The following is a 21,886-nucleotide window of genomic DNA, read 5'->3' on the forward strand; positions in this document are numbered from 1 at the left end:
ATACTTTTTAGACGCTCTTTTTTGTTTTTTAGATTTCTATTTTCACTTCACTTCGGCTTTGCTCGGTACAAGTCACCCAGTGACCGTATGGAAATGATAATTTAAATGGCTGTTACAAGATAAATTAGGAGTTTTTTGCGACTAGATCACAATAAAGACCTGCCAGGTTTTTAAAACCTGGCAGGTCTAAAAATGAATTCATACTATTCACTACTGTACAAATAATCTGTTATATTTATTTTATGATGCACTTAGGGAAGCAGGTCACAATACCAGACACCATAAGCATCTGCTTTACAAATAGAATCATCTGTTTTCGGATTATTATATTCTCTGTATACTTTTTTACCTATAGTAAACGAAACTGGTTTATTAAAGATGGGGCCATCAAAACAAAAGGTATGAAACTCGCCATTTTCGCCGCATGGATCTACATCTTTAGGTAAGTTGTCAATAAAATGTTTATCTATAACGGTGCCCACAAAATCTTCACCAAAATATTTAGAATTTGCACAAACAATAATCGTTTTAAAACCCAGATCTAAAAATTCATAAATAAGTTCTTTGGTGTCACGCTTCCAAATAGGAAATACTGCTTTTAGGCCTACATCTGCTAATTGCTTTTCGCGATATGCCTTTAAATCTTCAAGGAAAATATCACCAAATGCACTATGAGTAAATCCGTCATCCTTTAAACGGGTAACAGTTTCTGTCATTTTTTGCTCGTAAATTTCCATGCTTGGCATTTCGGGCAATTCAATAAGGCTCGATTTTATATTTAATGCATTTGTTTGCGCTAGTAATAACTCTTTTCTAAGCCCATGCATAGATACCCGATTGTAATGGCTATTTACTGTAGTAATTAGTTCATCAACGGCATAACGTTTGTCTCGAAGTAAATGATAAAGTGCTAATGCAGAGTCTTTTCCAGAACTCCAATTAAAATAGGTTTTTATTTTATTCAAGTAACTATTTTTATTATTTCACAAAATAATCACTATCTATATACATATCTCTTTCAAATTTATTATCAAGAGCTTTAATATCTATTTCTTTAGAAAAAGAAGCTGCCTTCTTTGCTATGCTAGATTTAGTTGTAACACCTCTTATATCATCAAGTGCCGCTTTTAAAACAGCTTCATTTTCATCACCAAATGGTAAAATAGCATTCCAGAATTCGTATTCTTTCACTTCAATATCAGGAGAAAATCCTTGGGTGTAATCACTTTCTCCATTTTTATTAAATATTTGAAAAACGATAGGTTGCATGGCGTTTAGGTGATTAGGGTTGGCAGTAGATTGCTCTATATAATCGGACGAAGGCGAATCATACAATGTAATGGAACCAACATTTTTCCCATACGTTGTAGTTCCAACTAGTGTTACGTTGTCAATAAAAGGTCTAAGCCCATTTATAACCATTTCACTAGCTGAAGCTGTATTACCAGATATTAAAATATACAATCTACTACTAAGTGTATTTAACCTGTTAATTGCTTGTTCTCCAGTTTTATTACCATTTGCATCATATACATTAAGTGTATTCTGAAAATCATAAAAACCATCACTATCACTATGTTTAGAATTAAATTTTAAATCTGCAAACCTGTCTGTACCGGCACCAGCATAAATCATACTAGCTAAATATGCAGAAGTTCCTACAGAACCACCACTATTAATTCTCAAATCAAGTATTAATTCTTCAATATTCTCATTTTTGAAAAATAAAAAAGCGTCGTTCAGTTCATCATTATATGATGACCTAAAGGCATTATAGAGCAAGTAACCAACTTTTTTGCCATTTATATTGTCAAACACTTTTGTTAAAAAAACCGGATCTTCAACCAAAACAACAGCTGTAATAGTTTTTTCCTCAATAAATGTTAATGTTCCACCACTTTCAGAAACAAAAGAAAGGGTAACTGTCTCGTCGAACAAACTCTCTGTAATATCCTCAAAATTTGTCGTGTTTACTGTAACACCGTTTATGGCATTAATAATATCACCTCTATTAATGTTTGCAGCACTTGCAGGAGAATTATCTGCAACATGTCTTACATATATAATAACATCACCATCATTATTTATTTGAACAGATTGATATTCAATACCGTGAGATAACGAAATACCTTGAAATTGTTGTTGTTGCACGATATAATCGTCAATAAACCAGGAAAACCTATCGGTTACTTCTGGTTGATATATTAGGCTGTTAAATAAATCGTTAGGAGTATCGAATTGTCCCAAATAAGCTTGATACTCGGCATTATTATCATCTTTAGTGTCTGCTAGGTCAGAAACTTGAGACTGCCAATTATACCATGAATTCATGCCTTTCCAAACAAAATCGTTTATATCAACTGTAGAAGTTGTAATATCATCATTATCTTCAAAACAACTTGTTGTTAAAAAGGCAAGTGTAACTAGTAAAATTGGGGCTTTAAAATATTTCATAGCTGTTTTTTATAGGGGAACTCGTTTAACGTTTTTTTTGCAGCATCCTTATTTTGACTTTTTATCGTAACGTATATGCTATTCAAAAAAGACTCTATAAAGACACAAAATTTTAAATCTTTGCATAAAACAAAAACTTTAAATAAGTTCTTTAGTCTTTAAAACCATAAATTTACTTACATTATTGTATAATAAAAAAAATATTGTAACAAATCTGAAACTAGTTCGTCGTAATACCAAATAGCAATAATAAGCTTTTTATAACTAAACAAAACCATTAATGACTCAAGTAGAGTTTTTAAATATTGTAATGCCTTTTAAAGATAAAGTCTTTCGTTTAGCAAAACGATTACTTGTATCTACTGAAGAAGCCGAGGATGCTACGCAGGAGGTTTTGTTAAGATTATGGAATAATAAAAAGAAGATACAGGAGTATAAAAATGTAGAGGCTTTTTCTATGACTATGACTAAAAATTTTTGTTTTGATAAATTAAAATCTAAACAGGCACAAAATTTAAAAATTGTACATAGTAATTATGAGGACGGTAATACATCATTGCAAAAGCAAGTAGAATTGAATGATAGTGTCGATTGGGTATCGAAAATTATTGAAGAATTACCCGAGCAACAAAAAATAATAATTCAACTGCGAGATATAGAAGAATATGATTTAGATGAGATTGCTAAAATGCTAAATATGAATAATACGGCAGTACGTGTAAACTTATCGAGAGCAAGAAAAACAATAAGAGAAAAATTAACTAGTACACATAAGTATGGTATTAAATAATATAGAAAAATTACTAGATAAGTATGAAAACGGTGAAACAAGCCTAAAAGAAGAGCAGCAGTTAAAACACTATTTTTCACAAGAGACTGTAGCGCCACATTTAGAAATGTATAAACCTATGTTCGCATATTTTTTGGTAAACCAACAAGAACAATTTACTAAGGACGTACCATTAAATCCCGATAGTTATCGGGACAAACGTACTTTTAATTACAAATGGATTTCCGTTGCTGCAGTAGCTGTTCTTATGTTAGGGTTTTATTTTAAAGAACCAATAGTTTCTTCGTATGAAGCATACGCATATGGAACTTTTAATAAACCTGAAAAAGCGCTTAACGAAGTAACAAAATCGTTAGCAATGATTTCAAGTCATTTTAATAAAGGAACTTCTACGGTAGGGTATCTTAACGAAGTAAACAAAGGAACATCTACACTTGGTTACCTTAATGAAATTGAAAACACAACAAGTATAATTTTTAAAAATTAACGATTAAAGACAAGAAAATGAAAACAATAATAAATTTTAATAAAGAAAAGATGAATAAGAAAGTAATTGTATTAATATCGGCATTGATGTTATTACCATTGATGGGGATGGCTCAAAATATTTTTGATAAGTATAGTGATAATTCTGATGTTACTTATGTATCGATTAAACCTAAAATGTTTCAAATGATAGCAAAAATGGGTATTAATGTAGAAGATGCAGAGGCTAAAGCTTATATGGATATGGTAAAAAGCATCACCAGTTTTAAAACCATTGTAACAGATAACAAGGCTATTTCGGGAGATATTCAAAAATGGGTAAGATCTCGTTCAAGCTCTTTAGAAGAGTTAATGGAAGTAAAAGATGATGGAACCGAAGTCAAGTTTTATGTAAAAGAAGGTAAAGATTCAGACCATGTAAAAGAACTTTTAATCTTTGTTAATGGTATTGATAAAGTCATGAAAGGACAAGGAGTAGAAATTAATGGAGAAAACAGGAAAATAGAAACAGTAGTTGTATCGCTTACAGGAGACATAAATTTAAATGAAATCTCTAAGCTTACCGATAAAATGAATATTCCTGGAGGTAAACATCTGGAAAAAAAGAACTAAAAAGAATCATCAATCATGCAACAATCAATCAAACGTATATTTTACACTTTATTTACAGCAGTTATTTTAACAAGCTGCGGGAATGGAGTAAGCTTACAACGCTATTTTGTAGATAATCAGGAATCGGACAATTTTATATCTCAAGATGTACCATTATCTATGGTTAAATTAGACAAATCTAATTTTACAGAAGAGCAAAATGATGCTTATAATTCGGTAAAACGATTAAATTTTTTAGCCTATAAAACGACTGAAACAAATACAGAAACTTATCATGCGGAATTAGCTAAAGTTAAAACTATTTTAAATGATGGTAAGTACAACGATCTTATGGAGTTTAGTGATAAGGGAAGAAAAATTGTTGTAAAATATATTGGAACAGATGATGAAGCGGATGAAGTCGTTGTTTTTGGAAGTGCTAAAGAATTAGGTTTTGGTATTGTTCGGGTGCTGGGAGATAATATGAGTCCAGATAGAATGGTTACGCTATTTACCGCTTTGCAAACAGCTAATGTTGATGAGAACCAAATACAAGATATTATGAAATTCTTTAAATAATATATAGTTATGTTAATATAAAAAGAGGATGTCTCTTTTATTTAAAGATTACCATTCTTGCGTTGCAGGAAAAAAGAAAGGTTTGTCGATTTGACAAGCCTTTTTTATATTAACCTGATTTCTATGATATAAGAACAAGTCTGTTTAAGGTGTGAAAGCCAATATTATAAGGTGTTTGTCGCCTTGAGCGCAGTCGAAAGGTCATTAAAATTCACAAGTTTAAATAGGTTTCGACTGCGCTCAACCTGACACAAATTGTAAATTGCTATTTTTTAATGAAATACGATTATCTTTATGTCGAACTCAAGTTATATTGAATCATTTTGATTTTCTAGTTCTTTTTTATCGTCTTCTTTTGGATTCATTTTTATATAAAGCAGATTCCCAATAACAGCAAAGAATATAAGGGTAAGAATTGTTAAAACAATAAAATTATTCAGGATATCCAAAATTCCGGCAATAAAAATACCACTGGCCGTAAGACCACAAAGTAATAAAGACTGTTTATCGGTTAGCATAATCTAATTTTTAAATTCCTGTATAATTACTAGGTGTAATACGTTTTAATTCTTCTTTTATTGTATTAGAGACTTCTAAAGTATCTATAAAATTAGAAATAGAATCCTGATTAATCTTTGTATTCGTTCTGGTTAAACCTTTTAATGCTTCATAAGGATTAGGGTATGCTTCACGACGTAGAATGGTTTGAATCGCTTCAGCAACAACCGCCCAGTTATTTTCTAAATCTTCAGCAAATTTAGCTTCATTTAAAAGCAATTTATCAAGACCTTTTAAAGTGGATTTAAAACCTATAAGTGTATGTCCAAAAGGCACTCCAACATTACGTAAAACGGTACTGTCTGTTAAATCACGCTGTAATCTGGAAATAGGAAGTTTTGCCGATAAATGTTCGAAAATAGCATTGGCAATACCTAAATTACCTTCACTATTTTCAAAATCAATAGGGTTTACTTTATGAGGCATAGCAGAACTACCAACTTCACCTGCTTTAATTTTTTGTTTAAAATAATCCATAGAGACATAAGTCCAAATATCTCTGTCTAAATCAATTAAAATAGTATTTATGCGTTTTAAGGTATCAAACAATGCAGCCATATGGTCGTAATGCTCAATTTGAGTTGTTGGAAATGAATGTTGTAATCCTAGTTTTTCCTGTACAAATTTAGAACCAAATGCTTTCCAATCTATATTAGGATACGCAACATGATGTGCATTAAAATTACCGGTAGCCCCACCAAATTTAGCAGCACCCGGTATATCATTTAATAAATTAAACTGTTCTTCTAAACGTTTTACAAAAACCTCAATTTCTTTTCCTAAACGGGTAGGGGAAGCTGGTTGCCCGTGTGTTCTGGCAAGCATAGATATTGATGCCCAGTCTTGAGATAGTGCTTTTAATTTATTTAAAACATTAAAATATTCGGGAACGTATACATCGTTCATCGCTTCCTTAATGCTTAAAGGAATAGCTGTGTTATTAATGTCTTGAGAGGTTAATCCGAAATGAATAAATTCTTTATACTCAGAAAGGTTTAAAGCATCAAATTTTTCTTTTATAAAATATTCAACAGCCTTAACATCGTGGTTTGTAACGCTTTCTATTTTCTTAATAGCTAAGGCATCTGCTTCAGAGAAATCTTTATAAATGTTTCTTAAGTCATCAAAAATAGCAGTGTCAATATTTTTTAGCTGTGGTAATGGAATTTCACAAAGCGTAATAAAGTATTCAATTTCAACTAAAACACGATATTTTATAAGTGCTTCCTCAGAAAAATAAGGCGCTAATTCGTTAACTTTATTTCTATATCGTCCATCAATTGGAGAGACGGCATTTAATGATGATAATGACATTGTAGTACAATTTTTTGAAGTTGCAAAGATACGTTTTTTAGCCTGAAGAAGGAATATAGAAGTTGCAGAAGTTTATTCAAAATTTAGTAATTATTTTGAGTTTTGTGTTTTTAACCTTATGCTATTTTTGTTTTTTGAAGAATACGGCGAGCTCGTGCTTTAAAACCAGCACTTTGTTTTGGGAAATCTTGTTTTAAAATCTGCACTAATTCCGGATGAATCCAATCATAGTCTTTTCCAAAAAGAAACAACGAATCCATGGCATACGCTTTTGGTGCTACTTTTTGGTCACTAATCATCCAATCAAAACAGGCTTCAATAATACGTTCTCTATATTCTGGATTTAATGTTTTTTTTATGGTATTAGGTTCTTTAGAATAATATGCTTTAGAAATATGTTCACAAATTTTAGAGACAGGGCGTACAGACGAATCTAAATGAACTTTACCAATGTTTTTAGTAAATATGTCTAAGTAGGGCACTATGGCATAAATATATTTTGCACAAACAAACTCCAGAACCCAGGCTGCACGGCACGATACTTTATCGTCTACCATAAATAGGATGTCTATTAGTTTTGGGAGCAAACTCATATCATTTAAAACAATATTGGCATATTTTGTACGGTTTTCGCGAGAGGCGTTTATATAGCTTAATTCTTTGTAGAATTCTTCTAAGGTCATATAATAATTTTGTCTATTTTTAGATTTCTAAAATAGTAGTTATTATGAAAATAATAAAAAAAATATTCTTGTTATTACTTATTGTGTTTGTTGTTGCTCAATTTTTTGGTCCAGATAAGAATGAAGGTGATTTAGCATCTATAGAGGCTTTTTTTTATGAAACAAACCCACCGGAAGATATAAAAGTTATTTTAAAGGAAAGTTGTTTTGATTGCCATAGTAATGTTACAAGATATCCTTGGTACAATTATATTACGCCAGTAAATTATTGGTTGGAAAACCATATAAATCACGGGAAGAAACATTTTAATGTATCTAAGTGGGAAGGGAATTCTATAAAACGAAAAGATCATAAATTTGAAGAACTTATAGAAATGGTAGAAGACAAGAGTATGCCTCTCAATTCGTATACCTGGATGCATACGGAAGCAAAACTCACAGAAGATCAAATAACAGCTATTATCGATTGGGCTAAACAAGTGCGTTTTAAGTATAGTTTAGAGTCTAAGCCGGAATAGTTATCAGTGTTCAGTGGGCAGTAAACAGTGATCAGTAAGCAGTATTCAGTAAACAGTGGGCAGTAAACAGTGTTCGGTGAGGAGCGTTATTTGTAATACATGATTGAGATTATAACATCTTAAATAAAAAAGATTCGTGAATTAATGGCAAAAAAACTTTTAATAATAGGCTTTGTATGGCCAGAGCCTAAAAGTTCTGCAGCAGGTAGTAGGATGATGCAGTTGATTCGGTTTTTTCAAGAATACAATTACCAAATAACATTTTCTAGCCCTTGTGCTAAAAGTGATAATGCTTTTAATTTAAGTACTATAGGAATTGACCAAATTTCCATCGAATTAAATAATATCAGTTTCGATGTTTTTATAAAAGAGTTAAATCCAGATATAGTTTTATTCGATCGTTTTATGATGGAAGAACAATTTGGATGGCGGGTTGCAGAACATTGTCCGAATACTTTAAGAATTATAGATACCGAAGATTTGCATTGTTTACGAAAAGGACGAGAACAAGCTTTTAAGGATGACAAAGCGTTTGATAGGTCATATTTATTTAATGATACCGCAAAGCGAGAAATAGCTAGTATTTATAGAAGTGATTTAAGTTTGATTATCTCTGAAGCCGAAATAGACATTCTTAAAAATAAGTTTAAAATAGATGACGCATTATTGCATTATTTGCCTTTTTTGTTAGATGATGTTCCTGAAGGAATTATTGAAAATCTTCCAGATTTTGAAGCCCGTCAACATTTTATAACCATTGGTAATTTTTTACATAACCCCAATTACAATGCTGTATTATATTTAAAAGATGCTATTTGGCCATTAATAAAAAAGCAATTACCAAAAGCAGAATTACATATTTATGGAGCTTATGCTTCTCAAAAAGTAAATCAGCTACACAATAAAAAAGAAGGTTTTTTAATAAAAGGATTTGCAGAACATGTAAGTGATGCTATGCAACAAGCTAAAGTATGTTTAGCGCCTATAAGATTCGGGGCTGGTTTAAAAGGTAAATTGGTCGATGCCATGCAAAATGGAACACCATGTATTACGACTACGGTAGGAGCAGAGGGTATGCTTGGCAGTCTTGAAATGAATGGATTTATAGAAGATACCCCAGAAAATTTTGCTAATAAAGCTGTTACATTATATACCGATAAAAGTCTTTGGAAAGAAAAGCAACAAAACGGATTTCAAATTGTAAATAAACGCTTTAACAAAGAGGCTTTTCAAAAAGAACTATCTAATAAAATAGAACAAATAACAGAAGAACTCAGTAACAAGCGACTTAATAACTTTATAGGACAAATGTTGCAACATCACCATATGCAAAGTACTAAGTTTATGAGCAAATGGATTGAGGAAAAGAATAAATAACCAATTGAGAATGAAAAGAATAATTATTTTTTTAAGTTTTGTATTAGTCTTATCGTCCTGTAGAGTTAGTAAAATAACAGAGATACAAGTTGTAAAATTGGCCGAAACAACTAAAAGTTGGAACGGAGATAAACTTCCAAATTATCCAGAAGGGAACCCAAAAATAACTGTTTTAAAAATTACCATTCCACCAAAAACGAAACTACATAAACATTACCACCCTGTTATTAATTCGGGTATTTTATTAAAAGGAGAATTAACTGTAGTTGATATAGATAATAATGTTTTAGAGCTTAAGGAGGGTGATGTTATTGTGGAACTGGTAAACAAAGTACATTACGGAATCAATAAAAGTAATAAACCAGCAGAAATTATAGTGTTTTATTCGGGAACTGAAGACTTACCCATCACTGTTATTGAAAAAGATTAATTTCTAATATTTATTAAAAACCATCTTTGTAAAGTACCATCATAAACGAGCTCGGCAGATCCTTGTCCTGAAGTAGATTCAAAACCACCACTTAATGTTATAATTCTATTTTCCGCAAGAGAAGATGTACTTTCATTTTCTAATCTAAAATTTACAGCTGGTATATTAAGTAAAACAATATGTCTTCCATCTGTTCCACCTTCTATACCTGTAAACCTATAGTTATTGGTTCTTCCGGTTAATCTAAATACAGTTTTATCTTGGTTTGCTCCATCAATTCCTAAATCTTGATCATGAAATTCTTCATTTACAGGACCATCGGCAATAGCAAATGATGTGATACCATACGTTGCCGACCCAAAGGCATGAAGAGTACCAGCAGTTAATGCCAGATTTTCACCAACAACAACATCGTTCATAGTACCGTCATTATCAGCTCCCATAAGCTTGGTTGCTGTAGAAGAACTGGTATTAACAACCCTAACGGTTCCATTTATATGTAATGTCTCTAATGGGTTTGTTGTATTAACGCCTACCTGAGAAAAAACAAAAACAGGCAATATTACCAATGTAAAACAACATAACGTTTTCATAACTAAAAATAACTGTTTAGAATAATGTTTTGATTATTAACGTTATAATCTTTTGGAGGGAATAATATTAAACAAAAGTAGTAAAATATTTTCAATTAATAAAAAAAATAGGAAATAACTCTCTTTTTGTGGTATTTTGATTCAGTAGTAGGAGTGAATTTCAATTTCTGCGAACCAGTAGCAATAAATGCTGTCCATGTTTCATAAGTTATTAATTGGTTTTAGAGCAATGCCCGATAGTTCTAGTATAGTCGATTTAATATAATGTGATTTTGGCTAATACAGATGTTTATTAAGCAAATAAACCTTTGAAGTATTGGGGGATGATATCTTTAACCGTGAAAACTTAACACTATTCTAGATTTATTGGTTTATAGCAGAGTTAATAAAATGGTTATTTAAGTAGTAAACTTAAAACCTTTGTAATACCAACTGTAGCAGGTTCCGCAATAACAGTTAGATTTTCTTTACTACTAATATTTGGTTTCGGATCTATAAAATAGGTTGCTGTATTTTCGGGCACATAATGTATCAAACTAGCAGCAGGATACACTTGCATGGAGGTACCAATAATGAGTAAAATGTCGGCTGTTTCGCAAATGGAAACGGCCTTTTCAATCATAGGTACATCCTCACCAAACCAAACGATGTGTGGTCGTAGTTGATAGCCATTTAAACATGTATCACCTAAAACCAAATCCGTTTCCCAATCCTGTATGTCTTTTTCATTACCTGTGCTTCTCACTTTTAATAATTCACCATGTAAATGAACAACGTTTGTGCTTCCTGCACGTTCATGTAAATCATCTACATTTTGGGTAATAATTGTTACGGTAAAGTCTTTTTCGAGTTTAGCCAAATCAAGATGGGCAGAATTAGGCTCAACCTCTTGCAATTGCCTACGACGTTGGTTATAAAAATCCAGAACCAGTTCTGGATTCGCAGCGAAACCTTCGGGTGTAGCCACTTCCATAACATCATGTCCTTCCCATAAACCATCGGCATCTCTAAAGGTTTTAATGCCACTTTCTGCACTCATACCAGCACCAGTAAGTACAACAATATGTTTTTTCATTTTATAAAGGTAATTAACCGATTATTTTGAACAAAGTAAAACATTTATTTTACTTTATTAACTTTGGTGTATGATAGATTTAAAGCTTTTAGAATATTTAGAAACCTATCTTACAGAAAATAGAAAAGAGCGTTTTAATAATGTTTTATCTCAGCGTACTAAGCATTTTACAGTAGCTACAGAAGATGTATATCAGTTACATAATACCAGTGCCGTTATTAGGAGTTGTGACGTTTTCGGGATTCAGGAAATCAATATCGTAGAAGAACAAAATACGAAGCGTATTGATAAGGAAATTGCCATGGGATCACAAAAGTGGGTGGATTTAAATAGATATTATAACGTAAAAAGTTGTATTTCAGATTTAAAACAGAAAGGATATCAAATAGTGGCTACTACGCCTCACGCTAACGATTGTGAATTACATGAATTTGATATTACAAAAAAATCATGTTTTTTCTTTGGAAGAGAAACCGAAGGGGTATCTCAAGAAGTTCTGGATGCAGCAGATTGTTATTTAAAAATACCTATGGTTGGTTTTACAGAGAGTTTAAATATATCAGTATCAGCAGCAATTATTTTACAACAAGTAACTACCAGGCTAAGGCAGACTACTATGAATTGGCAGCTAACAAATGAAGAAAAATTAGAAAAACGTTTAGATTGGGTTAAAAAAACAATAAAAAGCTACGATGAGATTGTTGAGCGTTTTTATAGTAAGCAATAATTTTTGTAATTTTAGTGCTAACTAACTCGTTAATAATCATGTATATAGTTTTTTATGTAATTGTATTAATCGTTGGGCTATTTGTTCTTTTAGCCTTAATTGCTCCTAAAAAAATTCAGGTAAATAGAAGTATTGTAATTAATAAACCATTACCCGAAGTCTTTCAATATTTAAAGCATATAAAAAACCAAGATGATTGGTCTCCTTGGAAAAAGAAAGACCCAAATATGAAGCAAGAATTTATTGGAAATGATGGTAATATTGGATTTATAGTGAAATGGGAAGGCAATAAAGATGTTGGTTTAGGAGAACAAGAAATTACAAATATTGTTGAGAATGAAAGCGTCGTGTCTAGATTACGGTTTTTTAAACCATGGAAATCTGAGTCTGATGCCCTTTTAAAAGTAGAAGATGTCGGAAATGGAAACACAAAAGTTACTTGGGGATTTTCTGGAATTAATAAAATCCCCGCAAATATTTTTATGATGTTTTATAACGTAGACAAGCATGTAGGGAAAGATTTTGAAGAAGGTTTAACAAGTTTAAAAAAGATTTTAGAAGATTAGAAATTATGGAGCATAATATGGTAGGCTGGTTCGAGATTCCTGTAACCAATATGGACAGGGCTATAGCCTTTTACAATACGGTATTCAAAATAGAAATACAGTCACAGGATTTTCAAGGTACTTTAATGGGATGGTTTCCATTTAATGAGGAAAAACCCGGAGCTGCAGGTTCGTTAATTCAAAACCAAGCTTATAAACCAAATGATAAAGAAGGCGTTTTAATATATTTCCATTCTGAGGATGTGAATACTGAGTTAAATAGGGTCGTAGATGCTGGAGGTAAAGTAATTCAATCTAAAACACAAATTTCGCCAGATGTTGGATATATGGGTATTTTTATTGATAGTGAAGGTAATAGAATAGCATTACATTCCAGAGCATAAAAAACAGGTTAGTTATCCTAATTGATAACCTCTTATTCTTTATAGTCTTTTGCTTCTACCTCGACTTAGCAATTTGTACTCTTCATAACATTCGCTAATAGCATCGAGTATTTGTAAGTCATTGGCAGTTTGTATAAAACCTTTGGAGTAATCGCATTGATTCACAATTTCATCTAAATCAACACGGTCTACCTGTAATAAAACAGTTAACATTTCTCTATCAAACCGGGAGGCTAATAGGTTTCTAATTTCATCATCTTCTTTCATCTTTTTTAACTTCCGCAATTCATTTGGTTTTTTACCAAACATACGATGTAAAAAATCTGCAGGATTAAAAATAGATCCGATAATTTTATTTACAGCTCCTCTAGAGCCGGCTTCATAGCCTGTAGAGGGTAATCCGGAAATACTATAGCGATAGTTATCATTAATTACAGGGAGTTGTTTTATATCAACTTCTAAATACCCTGTTAGTCTCAATTGGTTTACAACCACTTTTTCAAGGGCTAAAGCCGATTCTGTCAATGCTATTTTCGAACTTCCAAACTTTAACCAGTCATTAGTAACTTTAACTTTTATAGATTTAAAACCTAAATATGAAAAATGAAGTGTGTCGTTTATTTTCGCAGAAATTTCAAATTCACCTTTTTTATTAGTAATGGTACCAATAACTTGATTGAGATTAACAATATTAACATTTTCAAGGGGAGAATCATTAGATGAATTAATAACAACACCTATAACTTTATTAGCTTCTTGCCCTATACAAATAGCAGAAGTTAATATAAAAGTAAAAAGAAGTAGGCAGTTTTTCATTTGTTATGTGTCATCTATTAAATTCAATAGCTAAAATACTAAACAAAATGGCAAAAGCTATAGTTTAGTCACAATTTGACTTAAAATTAACAAAAAAGTTTAACCAAAAATATAAACTTTGTACTTCGTTATTGGGGTTGATGATGTTATGAATGCTTTAATTATATTGTTTTTTGTATGATATAGTTGGGTTATAATTTTTTAAAACGAGAAAAAATCTATGTAAGAAATGATTTAAGTGTTTGAAAGTCAATAATAAATAATTTGTCATGTAAGGATTTTATTTATATTTGAGGTGTAGGTAATAAAATAAAGACAATTGTGTTTATTTACTAGTTGTACACAAACAGAAAAGCCAGCCGCACAAACAACACATTTGGTTTATCTCAACACACAAGCCAACGCTGAAAAAACCAAAAGAGCTGTTTTTTCGCCAACGCTCGAACAAAAATTGAACAAAATACGGGAAACCGTAACAAAATAAAAAAGAGAAAAAATATTTTAAACAACTGAAAAATAAATTCTGAATAAGAAATGGTTTATATAAATCCTATTGATATACTTGAACTAAAAGACAAAGAAGTCAATGAAATAGATTCAAGTATTATAAAAAAATCCAAGCGAAGACTATTTGCCGACATAGATTTATCCGACAGCGGATTCTATGAATACAACGGGCAGAAACTAACAAAATCTGATTGCGAAAGAGCAATAGAAGAATTGGACGATAAAAATAAAGTAGAATTTTATTCGCACTTATCAACCAATTTAGAGCTCAATAAGTTTTTGGCAAATGGAAGTAACGAACTTCTAAACAACCTCAAACAAGAAAGTATTTACAAATTACCCGAATTTGTCGATTTTATTAGCCCTTTCTTTTCAGCAAAAATTGACCATATATTATTAAAGTCTTTTCAAAATAAAGATTTAGAATTATTTTCTTCGGCTCTTCGAGCCGAATACCTTATTTCTAAAAATGATTTGAATAAAGCTTATAAAAGTTTGGGTAATGAAATTCAACAGCGAATTACAGAAACTGACAAACTTACCAAAGAAATAAAAGAAGAAGAAACAAATTATACTGACGAAAACATTGATGATGTCACTAATGTTATAAAAAAGAGATTTCCAATCGCATTTCTCAACAAACTACCGATTTATTTTCAAAGCCAAATAAACAAAATAGCAGCATCCGTAAACTTTCTGCAACTCAATATTTGGAATGAATTTAATACGACTTCAGTTCCACTTTCGCTTTTAGAATATTTGCTTGAACTAAATATTGAAAGTGTTTCAAAACCAACTTTTGAAAAAAACTATAACATCGTAAAGAAGAAACATGAAGAAAGAATTGAACAAGAAAAGAATGCACCATTAATTAAGGAATGGGCGAAAATTCTAATTGCAATTCAAAGCAAAGTTGATGATGTTGAAAATGAAATATTAAAGGCAAATAATGCTTTGTCTTTTGTAAAATCTTCGTTTGATTTAAGCGAACTAAACAACTTGCCTTCTTTTGCTAACGAAATTAGAACACAGATTGCTTATTCGATTCGCAGTATGTCTATTGCGAGTTGGAATAAACAAACAGATATTGAATCATCTATTGAATTAATAATGGTTGCACTTGACATTAATCTTTCTGAAATTGATAATCAGAAAATAAATAAGGATTACAAAGAATTGCTCGAAATAAAAGAGCATCGAGAAACACAAGGTATACCAATAAAAGTAGCCCCAAGTCTGTCAACAATAAACGGAATTGGTACAACAATTTATGGTAAAACCTTCTATTTTGTTTTCTTTTATATTCCAATACTTCCATTAGCTAGATATAATTGTGAAGTTACTAATAATGGCTATAGGTTTTATGGTAAATTAAAATTGCATACTTGGCAGAAAGTATGGCGATATATACTAATAGGAATAGTTATAATTCTGATGATAAACGCAATAATAGAAAATAATTAAAATGTTAGAACCAAATTTTAAACAATACAAGCCATATTTTGAGCTATTAGACCAACTTTTTGAAATTGAAAGAAAGCTTGAAAACATAGAAGAATCAAACAGTATTTCGAGAAATCTGAATAAAATGAAAGATATATTTGAAACAAATCTGTTTTCAAGTTCAACAAGTTCAGATATAGGTCTTACTTATCATAATCCTATTGGCGAATCATATAACGAAACTCGATTAGATTTAGAAGCGAGTATCGCAGGTAATTCAACAGAAAATTTAATTATCAAAGAAGTAATCAAACCAATCGTACGATTAAAAAACGGTGGAAGCACTTTAATTGCTAGAAAAGGTGTAGTTGTCGTTGAATCAGAAAATTAAGATATATAGAATGGAAAACACAATCAACATTGGAATAGACTTAGGAACCACCAATTCCGCAATTGCAAAATTTGTAAAAGGAGACGTAATTGTTTTCAATAATCCTTTAGACTATGGACGTTCAACACTGCCGTCAGTCGTTTATTATAAAAAAGACAGAATTGTTGTCGGAAACAAGGCAAAGGAATATTTAGAAAGAGATCCTAAAAATGTTGTTGGTCTTTTTAAACGTAAAATGGGAACATCCGAAAGTTTTCAAATAAAATCTATAAACGAATCGAAAACACCAGTTGACCTTTCTGCACAAGTATTAAAAGAATTAAAAACATTTGTAAATACAGGCGACATATTGGAATCTGTTGTTATTACAATACCAGCTTCGTTTGATTCTATACAATCCAACGCAACCAAAGAAGCAGGAAAACAAGCAGGTTTTAAACAAGTTGTGTTACTTCAAGAACCAATTGCAGCAAGTTTGGCTTATGCCAATATGAAAAAATCAAAAGAACTGACAGATGGAAATTGGCTTGTTTATGATTTAGGTGGTGGTACTTTTGATGTTGCATTAGTAAGAATAAAAGATGGCGAAATGAAAGTTGTTGACCACGAAGGCGATAACTTTTTAGGTGGTTCTGATTTTGACCGTTTAATTGTAGAAAAATTAATAATTCCTAAAATTTCAGAGCAATATACTTTTGAGGATTTAGAAAATCAAATGAAAAGTGCTACTGGAAAATACAATGCAAAATATTATTCTCTTTTAAACCAAGCAGAGGAAGCAAAAATTAGATTGTCAGCAGTATCATCAGCAGAAATTATTGTGGAGAGAATGGAAGATGAAGAAGGCAATGAAGTTGATATGGAAATTACAATTACTAAATCAGAATTTAATGACTTAATTAAAGATTCAATTGACGGAACAATTGAAATGATAAAAACCATACTAACAAGAAACTCATTAACATCAAATGATGTTCAATTTAATTTAATGGTTGGTGGTTCTACATTTATACCTTTTGTAAGACAACGTGTTGAAGAAGTTTTGCAAATACCTGTAAACTGTGAAATTGACCCAACGACTGCTGTTGCTATTGGTGCGGCATATTATGCGGCAACAAAACAAAAAGAAATTTCAAAAGATGAATCTGATAAAAAACAATATTCAATTTCTATAAAAGCAAGCTACAATAAAGCATCAAAGGAAACTGACGAGTTTTTTGCTGCAAGAATCAAAGGGAATACCGATGGACTATTTTATAAAATAGTACGTCAAGATGGTGGATTTGATTCAGGTTTAAAAGAGCTTTCAGAAAGAATAAATGAAGATTTGCCTTTAGTTGAGAATGCTTATAATTTCTTCACATTGACAGTTTATGATGTCCAAAATAATGTTATAGAAACTGGTATTGAACCTATTGGGATTAATAGTGGCTTTGGCATAAGTGGACAACCCCTTCCAGAAGATATTTGTTTAGAGGTTGACGACTACGATAATCCAGGTCAAACACGATTAGCTTTGATTTTTGAACGTAATTCTGTTCTTCCTACAAAAAGGACTTTGACGTTTCCAATTAACAAACCAATTTTGAAAGGCAATGAATTTGACAGACTTTGGATAAATGTTTATGAAGGACCGCAAACATTATTACCAGAAGCCAATAAACTTATAGGTGTCATTGAAATTTCGGGCAAACAAGTTTCAAGAGATATTGCCAAAGGTTCTGACCTTGAAATTACTATTATGATTTCTGAAAGCAGAGACGTTACTGTTTCTGGTTACCTAAATATGTCCGACCAAGAATTTAAGAACGTTTTTAATCCAAAAGAAAGAGATACAAACATTACTTTACTAAAAGATCAAGTAACAGACTTATCATCCAAACTTGATGAAGAAATTGAGTTGGCGACTGAAAAAGAAGATTATGAAACCGCAGGTGCTTTATCTATAGTAAAAAAGGAAATGGAAGCAGTTGCAGATGAAGCTGAAAAACTTACTGATGATGATGTAACTGATAAACGTTACCAATTGGAAGACAAGAAAAGAAAAATTGCACAAAAAATAGATAGTGCAACAAAAAATAAACGCCTTCAAAAAGCAATGGACTATTACTACGAAACTAAAGCCGATTGTGAAGAACTTATTGAAAATTCAGGAAATGACCACGAGCGTAAAACATTTAACGACATTGTATCTCAAGAAAGTGCTTTTATGTCAACTAAAAGCCCATTGAAAATTCAAGAAAAGTCAGATGAATTTCACAGTATTATTGGACAAATCAGATGGCGAACACCAGATTTCCTAAAAAGAATATTTGCAAGTCTTTTACAAGACCAAGCAAAAATGAACGACCTATCCCAAGCAAAAAGTCTTATTGATGCAGGTAATTTCGCTATTGAAAGTCAAAATTGGGATAGATTAAGAGAAATAAACTTTGGACTGCTTGATTTATTACCAAGAGGTTCTAAAGAAGATATAACAACTAAAATTGGATTTGGATTATGAAAACAGAAGCGTTTCAAAATTTGTTATTAAAGTCTGCTATTTCTGTAATGGCTTGTGATGGTTCAATTGATGAATCTGAAATTGCAGAAATCAAGAATATGGCTGCTAATGAAATTTATTTTATGGGTTTTGATATAGAAGAACCTTTTGAAAAAAGTTTAAGATATATAAAACAGAATGGAAAAAAAGCAATTAATGAATATTTGAGCGAATTAAGTCAACTAAACCTTAATGAAAAGCGAGAACTTTTATTAATTGAAGTTTTAATCCGAACAATTGAATCGGATAATAAAATTGAAGATAGTGAAATAAAGTTTCTTCAAATGGTAAAGTCGAAACTTGGTATTTCGGAAGAAACAATAATCACTCAATTTCCAAAACAAATGAAATACTTGATTGACTTTCAAAACTATGGTTTACACGAAGAATTTACAGATGAAATTGAGTTGGCAAACGATAATTAAGATAGTTCTTACGGTTCTATTTTTCCTGTGCTTATTAGATATGTCGTACGGATTTTATCAATTGGTGCGTTTTATAGCATTAATCGGATTTGGAGTTTTGGCATATAAAGCGATTGAAGAAAATAAGAATACGGAAATGATTATTTATGGTGGACTAGCGCTACTCTTTCAACCATTTTTTAAAATCGCACTTGGAAGAGAAATATGGAATATTGTGGACGTTATTGTCGGAGTTGGGCTTATTGCAAGCTTGTTTATGATTAAAACAAAAAGTTAAAAGCCTTACATTTCTTCCAAACCAATATAAAACTTTGGAAAACCAAACAGAACTCAGAAAGCTAGTGATTAACAATCCATAAAGTAATAGTGTTTAATCGCTAAAACAAAAATAAGTAAATATAAAATGGTCTGTGTTTAACCGAAAAGTAACATTTCAAAACTCGTTACTATTATACTAGACATGAAAAACTTTAAATTATGATATTTTATAGAGGAAACGGGTGGTCGTTTTTGCTCTTATTGGAATTCTATACACCATCTTGAGTGTTTTAAATTTAAATATTAGTGATTGGCACAGTTATGAAAACATGAAATGTAAGACTTGTAACAACGATGATATTGAACCAATTATAATTTTAAACTTCGAATTATCAGCTTTTAAGGAGTTTGAAAATTTACACACTAAATAAATATAATAATTTTACGAAGTTAGAGACTTCGCAAAGCAGGGGGAAATAATAAATACAGAATAAAAAATAAGACATAGCAAAGACTAAAACGACAATAGATCCTATTCGTCGCCTACAACACTTAATGTAGCGATAAAAACTAAATTCAAAGAAAAACAACCCCCAAAAAAATGACAGCTAAAACAATAAACGAAGTCATAGAAAACCTAGAACAAATCATTCAGCAGTCCATAAAAGAAGAAAGCACACTTGGATATTTCGCGGCTTTATATCAAAATGTAACAATAAATATAAAAGAAAAAATAGGCACAAATTATTTCGATGATGATAAAAGGATGGAACAATTGGATGTTATTTTTGCGAACCGTTACTTAGCAGCATACTCAAAATATAAAGAAGAAAAGGAAGTAACAAAATCGTGGGCAATAGCTTTTAAATCATCGACAAATAGTATGCTAATAGTATTACAGCATTTGTTACTAGGTATGAATGCGCATATAAATTTAGACTTAGGCATAGCAGCATCAGAAGTAACAGACGCAAAAACCATAAAATTACTAGAATCAGATTTTAATAAAATAAACGAACTACTGGCAACATTGGTAGGAGAAGTCCAAAAAGATTTAGCAGAAATCTGGCCTACGCTTCTAAAAATTTTAAAATTCACAAAAAAGGTAGACGATTTTTTAATAAATTTTAGCATGAAATTAGCTAGAGATAAAGCTTGGGAATTCGCAAACCAATTAGTTAAAGGCGATGGCGAACAAAAAGAAAAACTAATAGAGTTAAAGGATCTTGAAGTATCAAAACTATCAGAAAAAATAATAAACCCCGGTATTTTAGTGAAACTATTATTTATAATAATAAGAATAGGAGAACGAGGAAAACCTTCAGACAAAACTAAGAAACTGGAAAAGCTAATCGAAAATAAATTAAACAACCACTAACAAAAACAGATCTTCCATTTTGAAAAAAGTCTTACATTTATGCTATGGATATAAAACTAACTAAAGAAGAAAAAATTAAAATCCTGAATTCCGATGATATTTACGGAATCATGCAGCGTATTTTATTGCGAGAAGGTAAAATTGACCAGAACAGAGAGCACTTTTGGGTTCTTGGATTGGCAAATAACAATCGCATTCTTTTTATAGAACTCATTAGTTTAGGAACTGTAAATGAAACACTGGCAGACCCCATGGAGGTTTTTAGTTTTGCTTTGCAAAAAAGAGCTGTAAAAATAGTTTTATGCCATAACCACCCAAGTGGCGAATTAAAACCATCGGATGCAGATAAAGACATAACCGATAGGTTAATTCAAGTTGGAATTATTGTAAAAACCGAAGTTATCGATCATTTGATAATATCTGATGAGAGTTATTTTAGTTTTTCTAATGTTGGACTGTTTGACGAATTGAAAAAAAGCACCAAGTATGTACCTAAATTCGTGTTGGAACAAAGAATTAAAAAAGAAGCAACCAAAATTGCAGAAAAAAATAAAACAATTGAAATTGCAAAGCAATTAAAAAGAAATGGTGCTGATGATGAAATGATTGCAGCATCGACAGGACTTTCAATCGAGGACGTTAAAAAACTACGAGTTCGAAAAAAATAAAAACAGTCTAAGCAAACACATATCAAACTTTCGTAATATTTAAGACCTTATAATATTATAGTGTTTGTTTCATTTTTAAGTAAGTCAAACTATTCCTATTTTTTAGCAGAAAAACGCTGTGAGTAAATTAACTAGCTTTTTTCTGGAAACAGCTTCATAAAAAACAATGTCTAGAATCTAATAAAGCTTGTTGTTAATCGAAAAGAATTCCTCGAGGCTCTGCCTCGGGGTTTCCGTTGAAATTGTCATTCCCGTGAAAACGGGAATCTAAATACAGAATTTCGGTTTTTGACCTTTTTAGGTCAAAATGAAACCAGCGAAATACCTCTATGGC

The 21,886-nt window shown here is 31.2% G+C and carries 25 protein-coding genes; 17 read left to right on the plus strand and 8 right to left on the minus strand.

Annotation, left to right across the window (positions count from 1 at the left end; genetic code table 11):
* Positions 1 to 251 precede the first annotated feature (251 nt).
* Together Q4Q35_RS08405 and Q4Q35_RS08410 are read right to left on the minus strand one after the other, a co-directional pair.
* Positions 252 to 965 (minus strand): Dph6-related ATP pyrophosphatase, encoded by a 714-nt coding sequence (locus Q4Q35_RS08405; protein ID WP_303277521.1) that lies wholly within the window; start codon positions 963 to 965, stop codon positions 252 to 254.
* Between the two features lie 13 nt (positions 966 to 978).
* On the minus strand, positions 979 to 2,454 hold the full coding sequence (locus Q4Q35_RS08410) for a GFO_1087 family putative carboxy terminal peptidase (protein ID WP_303277522.1): 1,476 nt from the start codon (positions 2,452 to 2,454) through the stop codon (positions 979 to 981).
* Positions 2,455 to 2,734: 280 nt separating this feature from the next.
* Between Q4Q35_RS08410 and Q4Q35_RS08415 the strand changes: the two genes are divergently transcribed.
* The 4 genes from Q4Q35_RS08415 to Q4Q35_RS08430 are packed head-to-tail and all read left to right on the plus strand — an operon-like array spanning position 2,735 to position 4,900.
* A complete protein-coding gene (locus Q4Q35_RS08415; protein ID WP_303277523.1) occupies positions 2,735 to 3,244 on the plus strand; it encodes a GFO_1088 family ECF-type sigma factor in 510 nt (169 codons plus the stop codon).
* Positions 3,231 to 3,731, plus strand: a complete 501-nt coding sequence (locus Q4Q35_RS08420; RefSeq protein WP_303277524.1) for a PG0215 family putative anti-sigma factor — start codon at positions 3,231 to 3,233, stop codon at positions 3,729 to 3,731. The genes Q4Q35_RS08415 and Q4Q35_RS08420 overlap by 14 nt, the downstream gene beginning before the upstream one ends.
* 50 nt (positions 3,732 to 3,781) lie before the next feature.
* The gene (locus tag Q4Q35_RS08425) at positions 3,782 to 4,342 is read left to right on the plus strand and encodes a GFO_1090 family protein (protein ID WP_496559757.1); all 561 of its coding nucleotides are present in this window, start codon (positions 3,782 to 3,784) and stop codon (positions 4,340 to 4,342) included.
* Positions 4,343 to 4,357: 15 nt separating this feature from the next.
* Complete coding sequence (locus Q4Q35_RS08430; protein ID WP_303277526.1) at positions 4,358 to 4,900, plus strand: GFO_1091 family lipoprotein; 543 nt, start codon at positions 4,358 to 4,360, stop codon at positions 4,898 to 4,900.
* Between the two features lie 308 nt (positions 4,901 to 5,208).
* Here the strand turns inward: Q4Q35_RS08430 and Q4Q35_RS08435 are convergent, their stop codons facing one another.
* The 3 genes from Q4Q35_RS08435 to Q4Q35_RS08445 all read right to left on the minus strand — a co-directional run bounded on the left by Q4Q35_RS08435 (position 5,209) and on the right by Q4Q35_RS08445 (position 7,455).
* The gene (locus Q4Q35_RS08435; protein ID WP_303277527.1) at positions 5,209 to 5,418 is read right to left on the minus strand and encodes a hypothetical protein; all 210 of its coding nucleotides are present in this window, start codon (positions 5,416 to 5,418) and stop codon (positions 5,209 to 5,211) included.
* A 10-nt stretch (positions 5,419 to 5,428) separates the two neighbouring features.
* Positions 5,429 to 6,772, minus strand: coding sequence for an adenylosuccinate lyase (purB, locus tag Q4Q35_RS08440; protein ID WP_303277528.1), 1,344 nt, complete (start codon positions 6,770 to 6,772; stop codon positions 5,429 to 5,431).
* A 116-nt stretch (positions 6,773 to 6,888) separates the two neighbouring features.
* Complete coding sequence (locus Q4Q35_RS08445; protein WP_303277529.1) at positions 6,889 to 7,455, minus strand: adenylosuccinate lyase; 567 nt, start codon at positions 7,453 to 7,455, stop codon at positions 6,889 to 6,891.
* Positions 7,456 to 7,499: 44 nt separating this feature from the next.
* On the opposite strand from Q4Q35_RS08445, the gene Q4Q35_RS08450 reads away from it, so the two are divergent.
* The 3 genes from Q4Q35_RS08450 to Q4Q35_RS08460 all read left to right on the plus strand — a co-directional run bounded on the left by Q4Q35_RS08450 (position 7,500) and on the right by Q4Q35_RS08460 (position 9,780).
* The gene (locus Q4Q35_RS08450) at positions 7,500 to 7,973 is read left to right on the plus strand and encodes a heme-binding domain-containing protein (protein WP_303277530.1); all 474 of its coding nucleotides are present in this window, start codon (positions 7,500 to 7,502) and stop codon (positions 7,971 to 7,973) included.
* A gap of 144 nt (positions 7,974 to 8,117) precedes the next feature.
* On the plus strand, positions 8,118 to 9,350 hold the full coding sequence (locus tag Q4Q35_RS08455; RefSeq protein ID WP_303277531.1) for a glycosyltransferase: 1,233 nt from the start codon (positions 8,118 to 8,120) through the stop codon (positions 9,348 to 9,350).
* 10 nt (positions 9,351 to 9,360) lie between these two features.
* Positions 9,361 to 9,780, plus strand: a complete 420-nt coding sequence (locus Q4Q35_RS08460) for a cupin domain-containing protein (protein WP_303277532.1) — start codon at positions 9,361 to 9,363, stop codon at positions 9,778 to 9,780.
* On the opposite strand, the gene Q4Q35_RS08465 is transcribed toward Q4Q35_RS08460, so the two are convergent.
* Positions 9,777 to 10,373, minus strand: coding sequence for a hypothetical protein (locus Q4Q35_RS08465; protein WP_303277533.1), 597 nt, complete (start codon positions 10,371 to 10,373; stop codon positions 9,777 to 9,779). The two genes, Q4Q35_RS08460 and Q4Q35_RS08465, sit on opposite strands and share 4 nt — an antisense overlap.
* A gap of 394 nt (positions 10,374 to 10,767) precedes the next feature.
* A complete protein-coding gene (locus tag Q4Q35_RS08470; RefSeq protein WP_303277534.1) occupies positions 10,768 to 11,448 on the minus strand; it encodes an SIR2 family NAD-dependent protein deacylase in 681 nt (226 codons plus the stop codon).
* Positions 11,449 to 11,518: 70 nt separating this feature from the next.
* On the opposite strand from Q4Q35_RS08470, the gene Q4Q35_RS08475 reads away from it, so the two are divergent.
* Genes Q4Q35_RS08475 through Q4Q35_RS08485 form a run of 3 tightly spaced genes read left to right on the plus strand, consistent with a single transcriptional unit; the run spans position 11,519 to position 13,124 of the window.
* Complete coding sequence (locus tag Q4Q35_RS08475; RefSeq protein ID WP_303277535.1) at positions 11,519 to 12,175, plus strand: TrmH family RNA methyltransferase; 657 nt, start codon at positions 11,519 to 11,521, stop codon at positions 12,173 to 12,175.
* A 38-nt stretch (positions 12,176 to 12,213) separates the two neighbouring features.
* On the plus strand, positions 12,214 to 12,741 hold the full coding sequence (locus Q4Q35_RS08480) for an SRPBCC family protein (protein ID WP_303277536.1): 528 nt from the start codon (positions 12,214 to 12,216) through the stop codon (positions 12,739 to 12,741).
* Positions 12,742 to 12,746: 5 nt separating this feature from the next.
* Complete coding sequence (locus Q4Q35_RS08485; RefSeq protein ID WP_303277537.1) at positions 12,747 to 13,124, plus strand: VOC family protein; 378 nt, start codon at positions 12,747 to 12,749, stop codon at positions 13,122 to 13,124.
* Between the two features lie 39 nt (positions 13,125 to 13,163).
* Here Q4Q35_RS08485 and Q4Q35_RS08490 read toward each other — a convergent pair whose 3' ends face one another.
* A complete protein-coding gene (locus Q4Q35_RS08490) occupies positions 13,164 to 13,940 on the minus strand; it encodes a carboxypeptidase-like regulatory domain-containing protein (protein WP_303277538.1) in 777 nt (258 codons plus the stop codon).
* A 534-nt stretch (positions 13,941 to 14,474) separates the two neighbouring features.
* On the opposite strand from Q4Q35_RS08490, the gene Q4Q35_RS08495 reads away from it, so the two are divergent.
* From Q4Q35_RS08495 to Q4Q35_RS08525, 7 genes are all read left to right on the plus strand, one after another.
* Entirely contained in the window at positions 14,475 to 15,911 is a 1,437-nt protein-coding gene (locus Q4Q35_RS08495) for a hypothetical protein (RefSeq protein WP_303277539.1), read from the plus strand.
* 1 nt (position 15,912) lies between these two features.
* Positions 15,913 to 16,281 (plus strand): hypothetical protein, encoded by a 369-nt coding sequence (locus tag Q4Q35_RS08500; protein WP_303277540.1) that lies wholly within the window; start codon positions 15,913 to 15,915, stop codon positions 16,279 to 16,281.
* A 10-nt stretch (positions 16,282 to 16,291) separates the two neighbouring features.
* A complete protein-coding gene (locus Q4Q35_RS08505; protein WP_303277541.1) occupies positions 16,292 to 18,784 on the plus strand; it encodes an Hsp70 family protein in 2,493 nt (830 codons plus the stop codon).
* Positions 18,781 to 19,248: a tellurite resistance TerB family protein gene (locus Q4Q35_RS08510; protein WP_303277542.1), complete on the plus strand. Its 468-nt coding sequence runs from the start codon at positions 18,781 to 18,783 to the stop codon at positions 19,246 to 19,248. The genes Q4Q35_RS08505 and Q4Q35_RS08510 overlap by 4 nt, the downstream gene beginning before the upstream one ends.
* Positions 19,249 to 19,288: 40 nt before the next feature.
* Positions 19,289 to 19,525: a DUF6804 family protein gene (locus Q4Q35_RS08515; RefSeq protein WP_303277543.1), complete on the plus strand. Its 237-nt coding sequence runs from the start codon at positions 19,289 to 19,291 to the stop codon at positions 19,523 to 19,525.
* A 582-nt stretch (positions 19,526 to 20,107) separates the two neighbouring features.
* Positions 20,108 to 20,884, plus strand: a complete 777-nt coding sequence (locus tag Q4Q35_RS08520) for a DUF5995 family protein (RefSeq protein ID WP_303277544.1) — start codon at positions 20,108 to 20,110, stop codon at positions 20,882 to 20,884.
* A gap of 44 nt (positions 20,885 to 20,928) precedes the next feature.
* A complete protein-coding gene (locus Q4Q35_RS08525; RefSeq protein ID WP_303277545.1) occupies positions 20,929 to 21,552 on the plus strand; it encodes a JAB domain-containing protein in 624 nt (207 codons plus the stop codon).
* Positions 21,553 to 21,886: the final 334 nt, after the last annotated feature.

Origin of the sequence: Flavivirga aquimarina (assembly GCF_030540835.1) — a bacterium.
In the GTDB taxonomy this organism is placed as follows: Bacteria; Bacteroidota; Bacteroidia; order Flavobacteriales; family Flavobacteriaceae; genus Flavivirga; species Flavivirga aquimarina.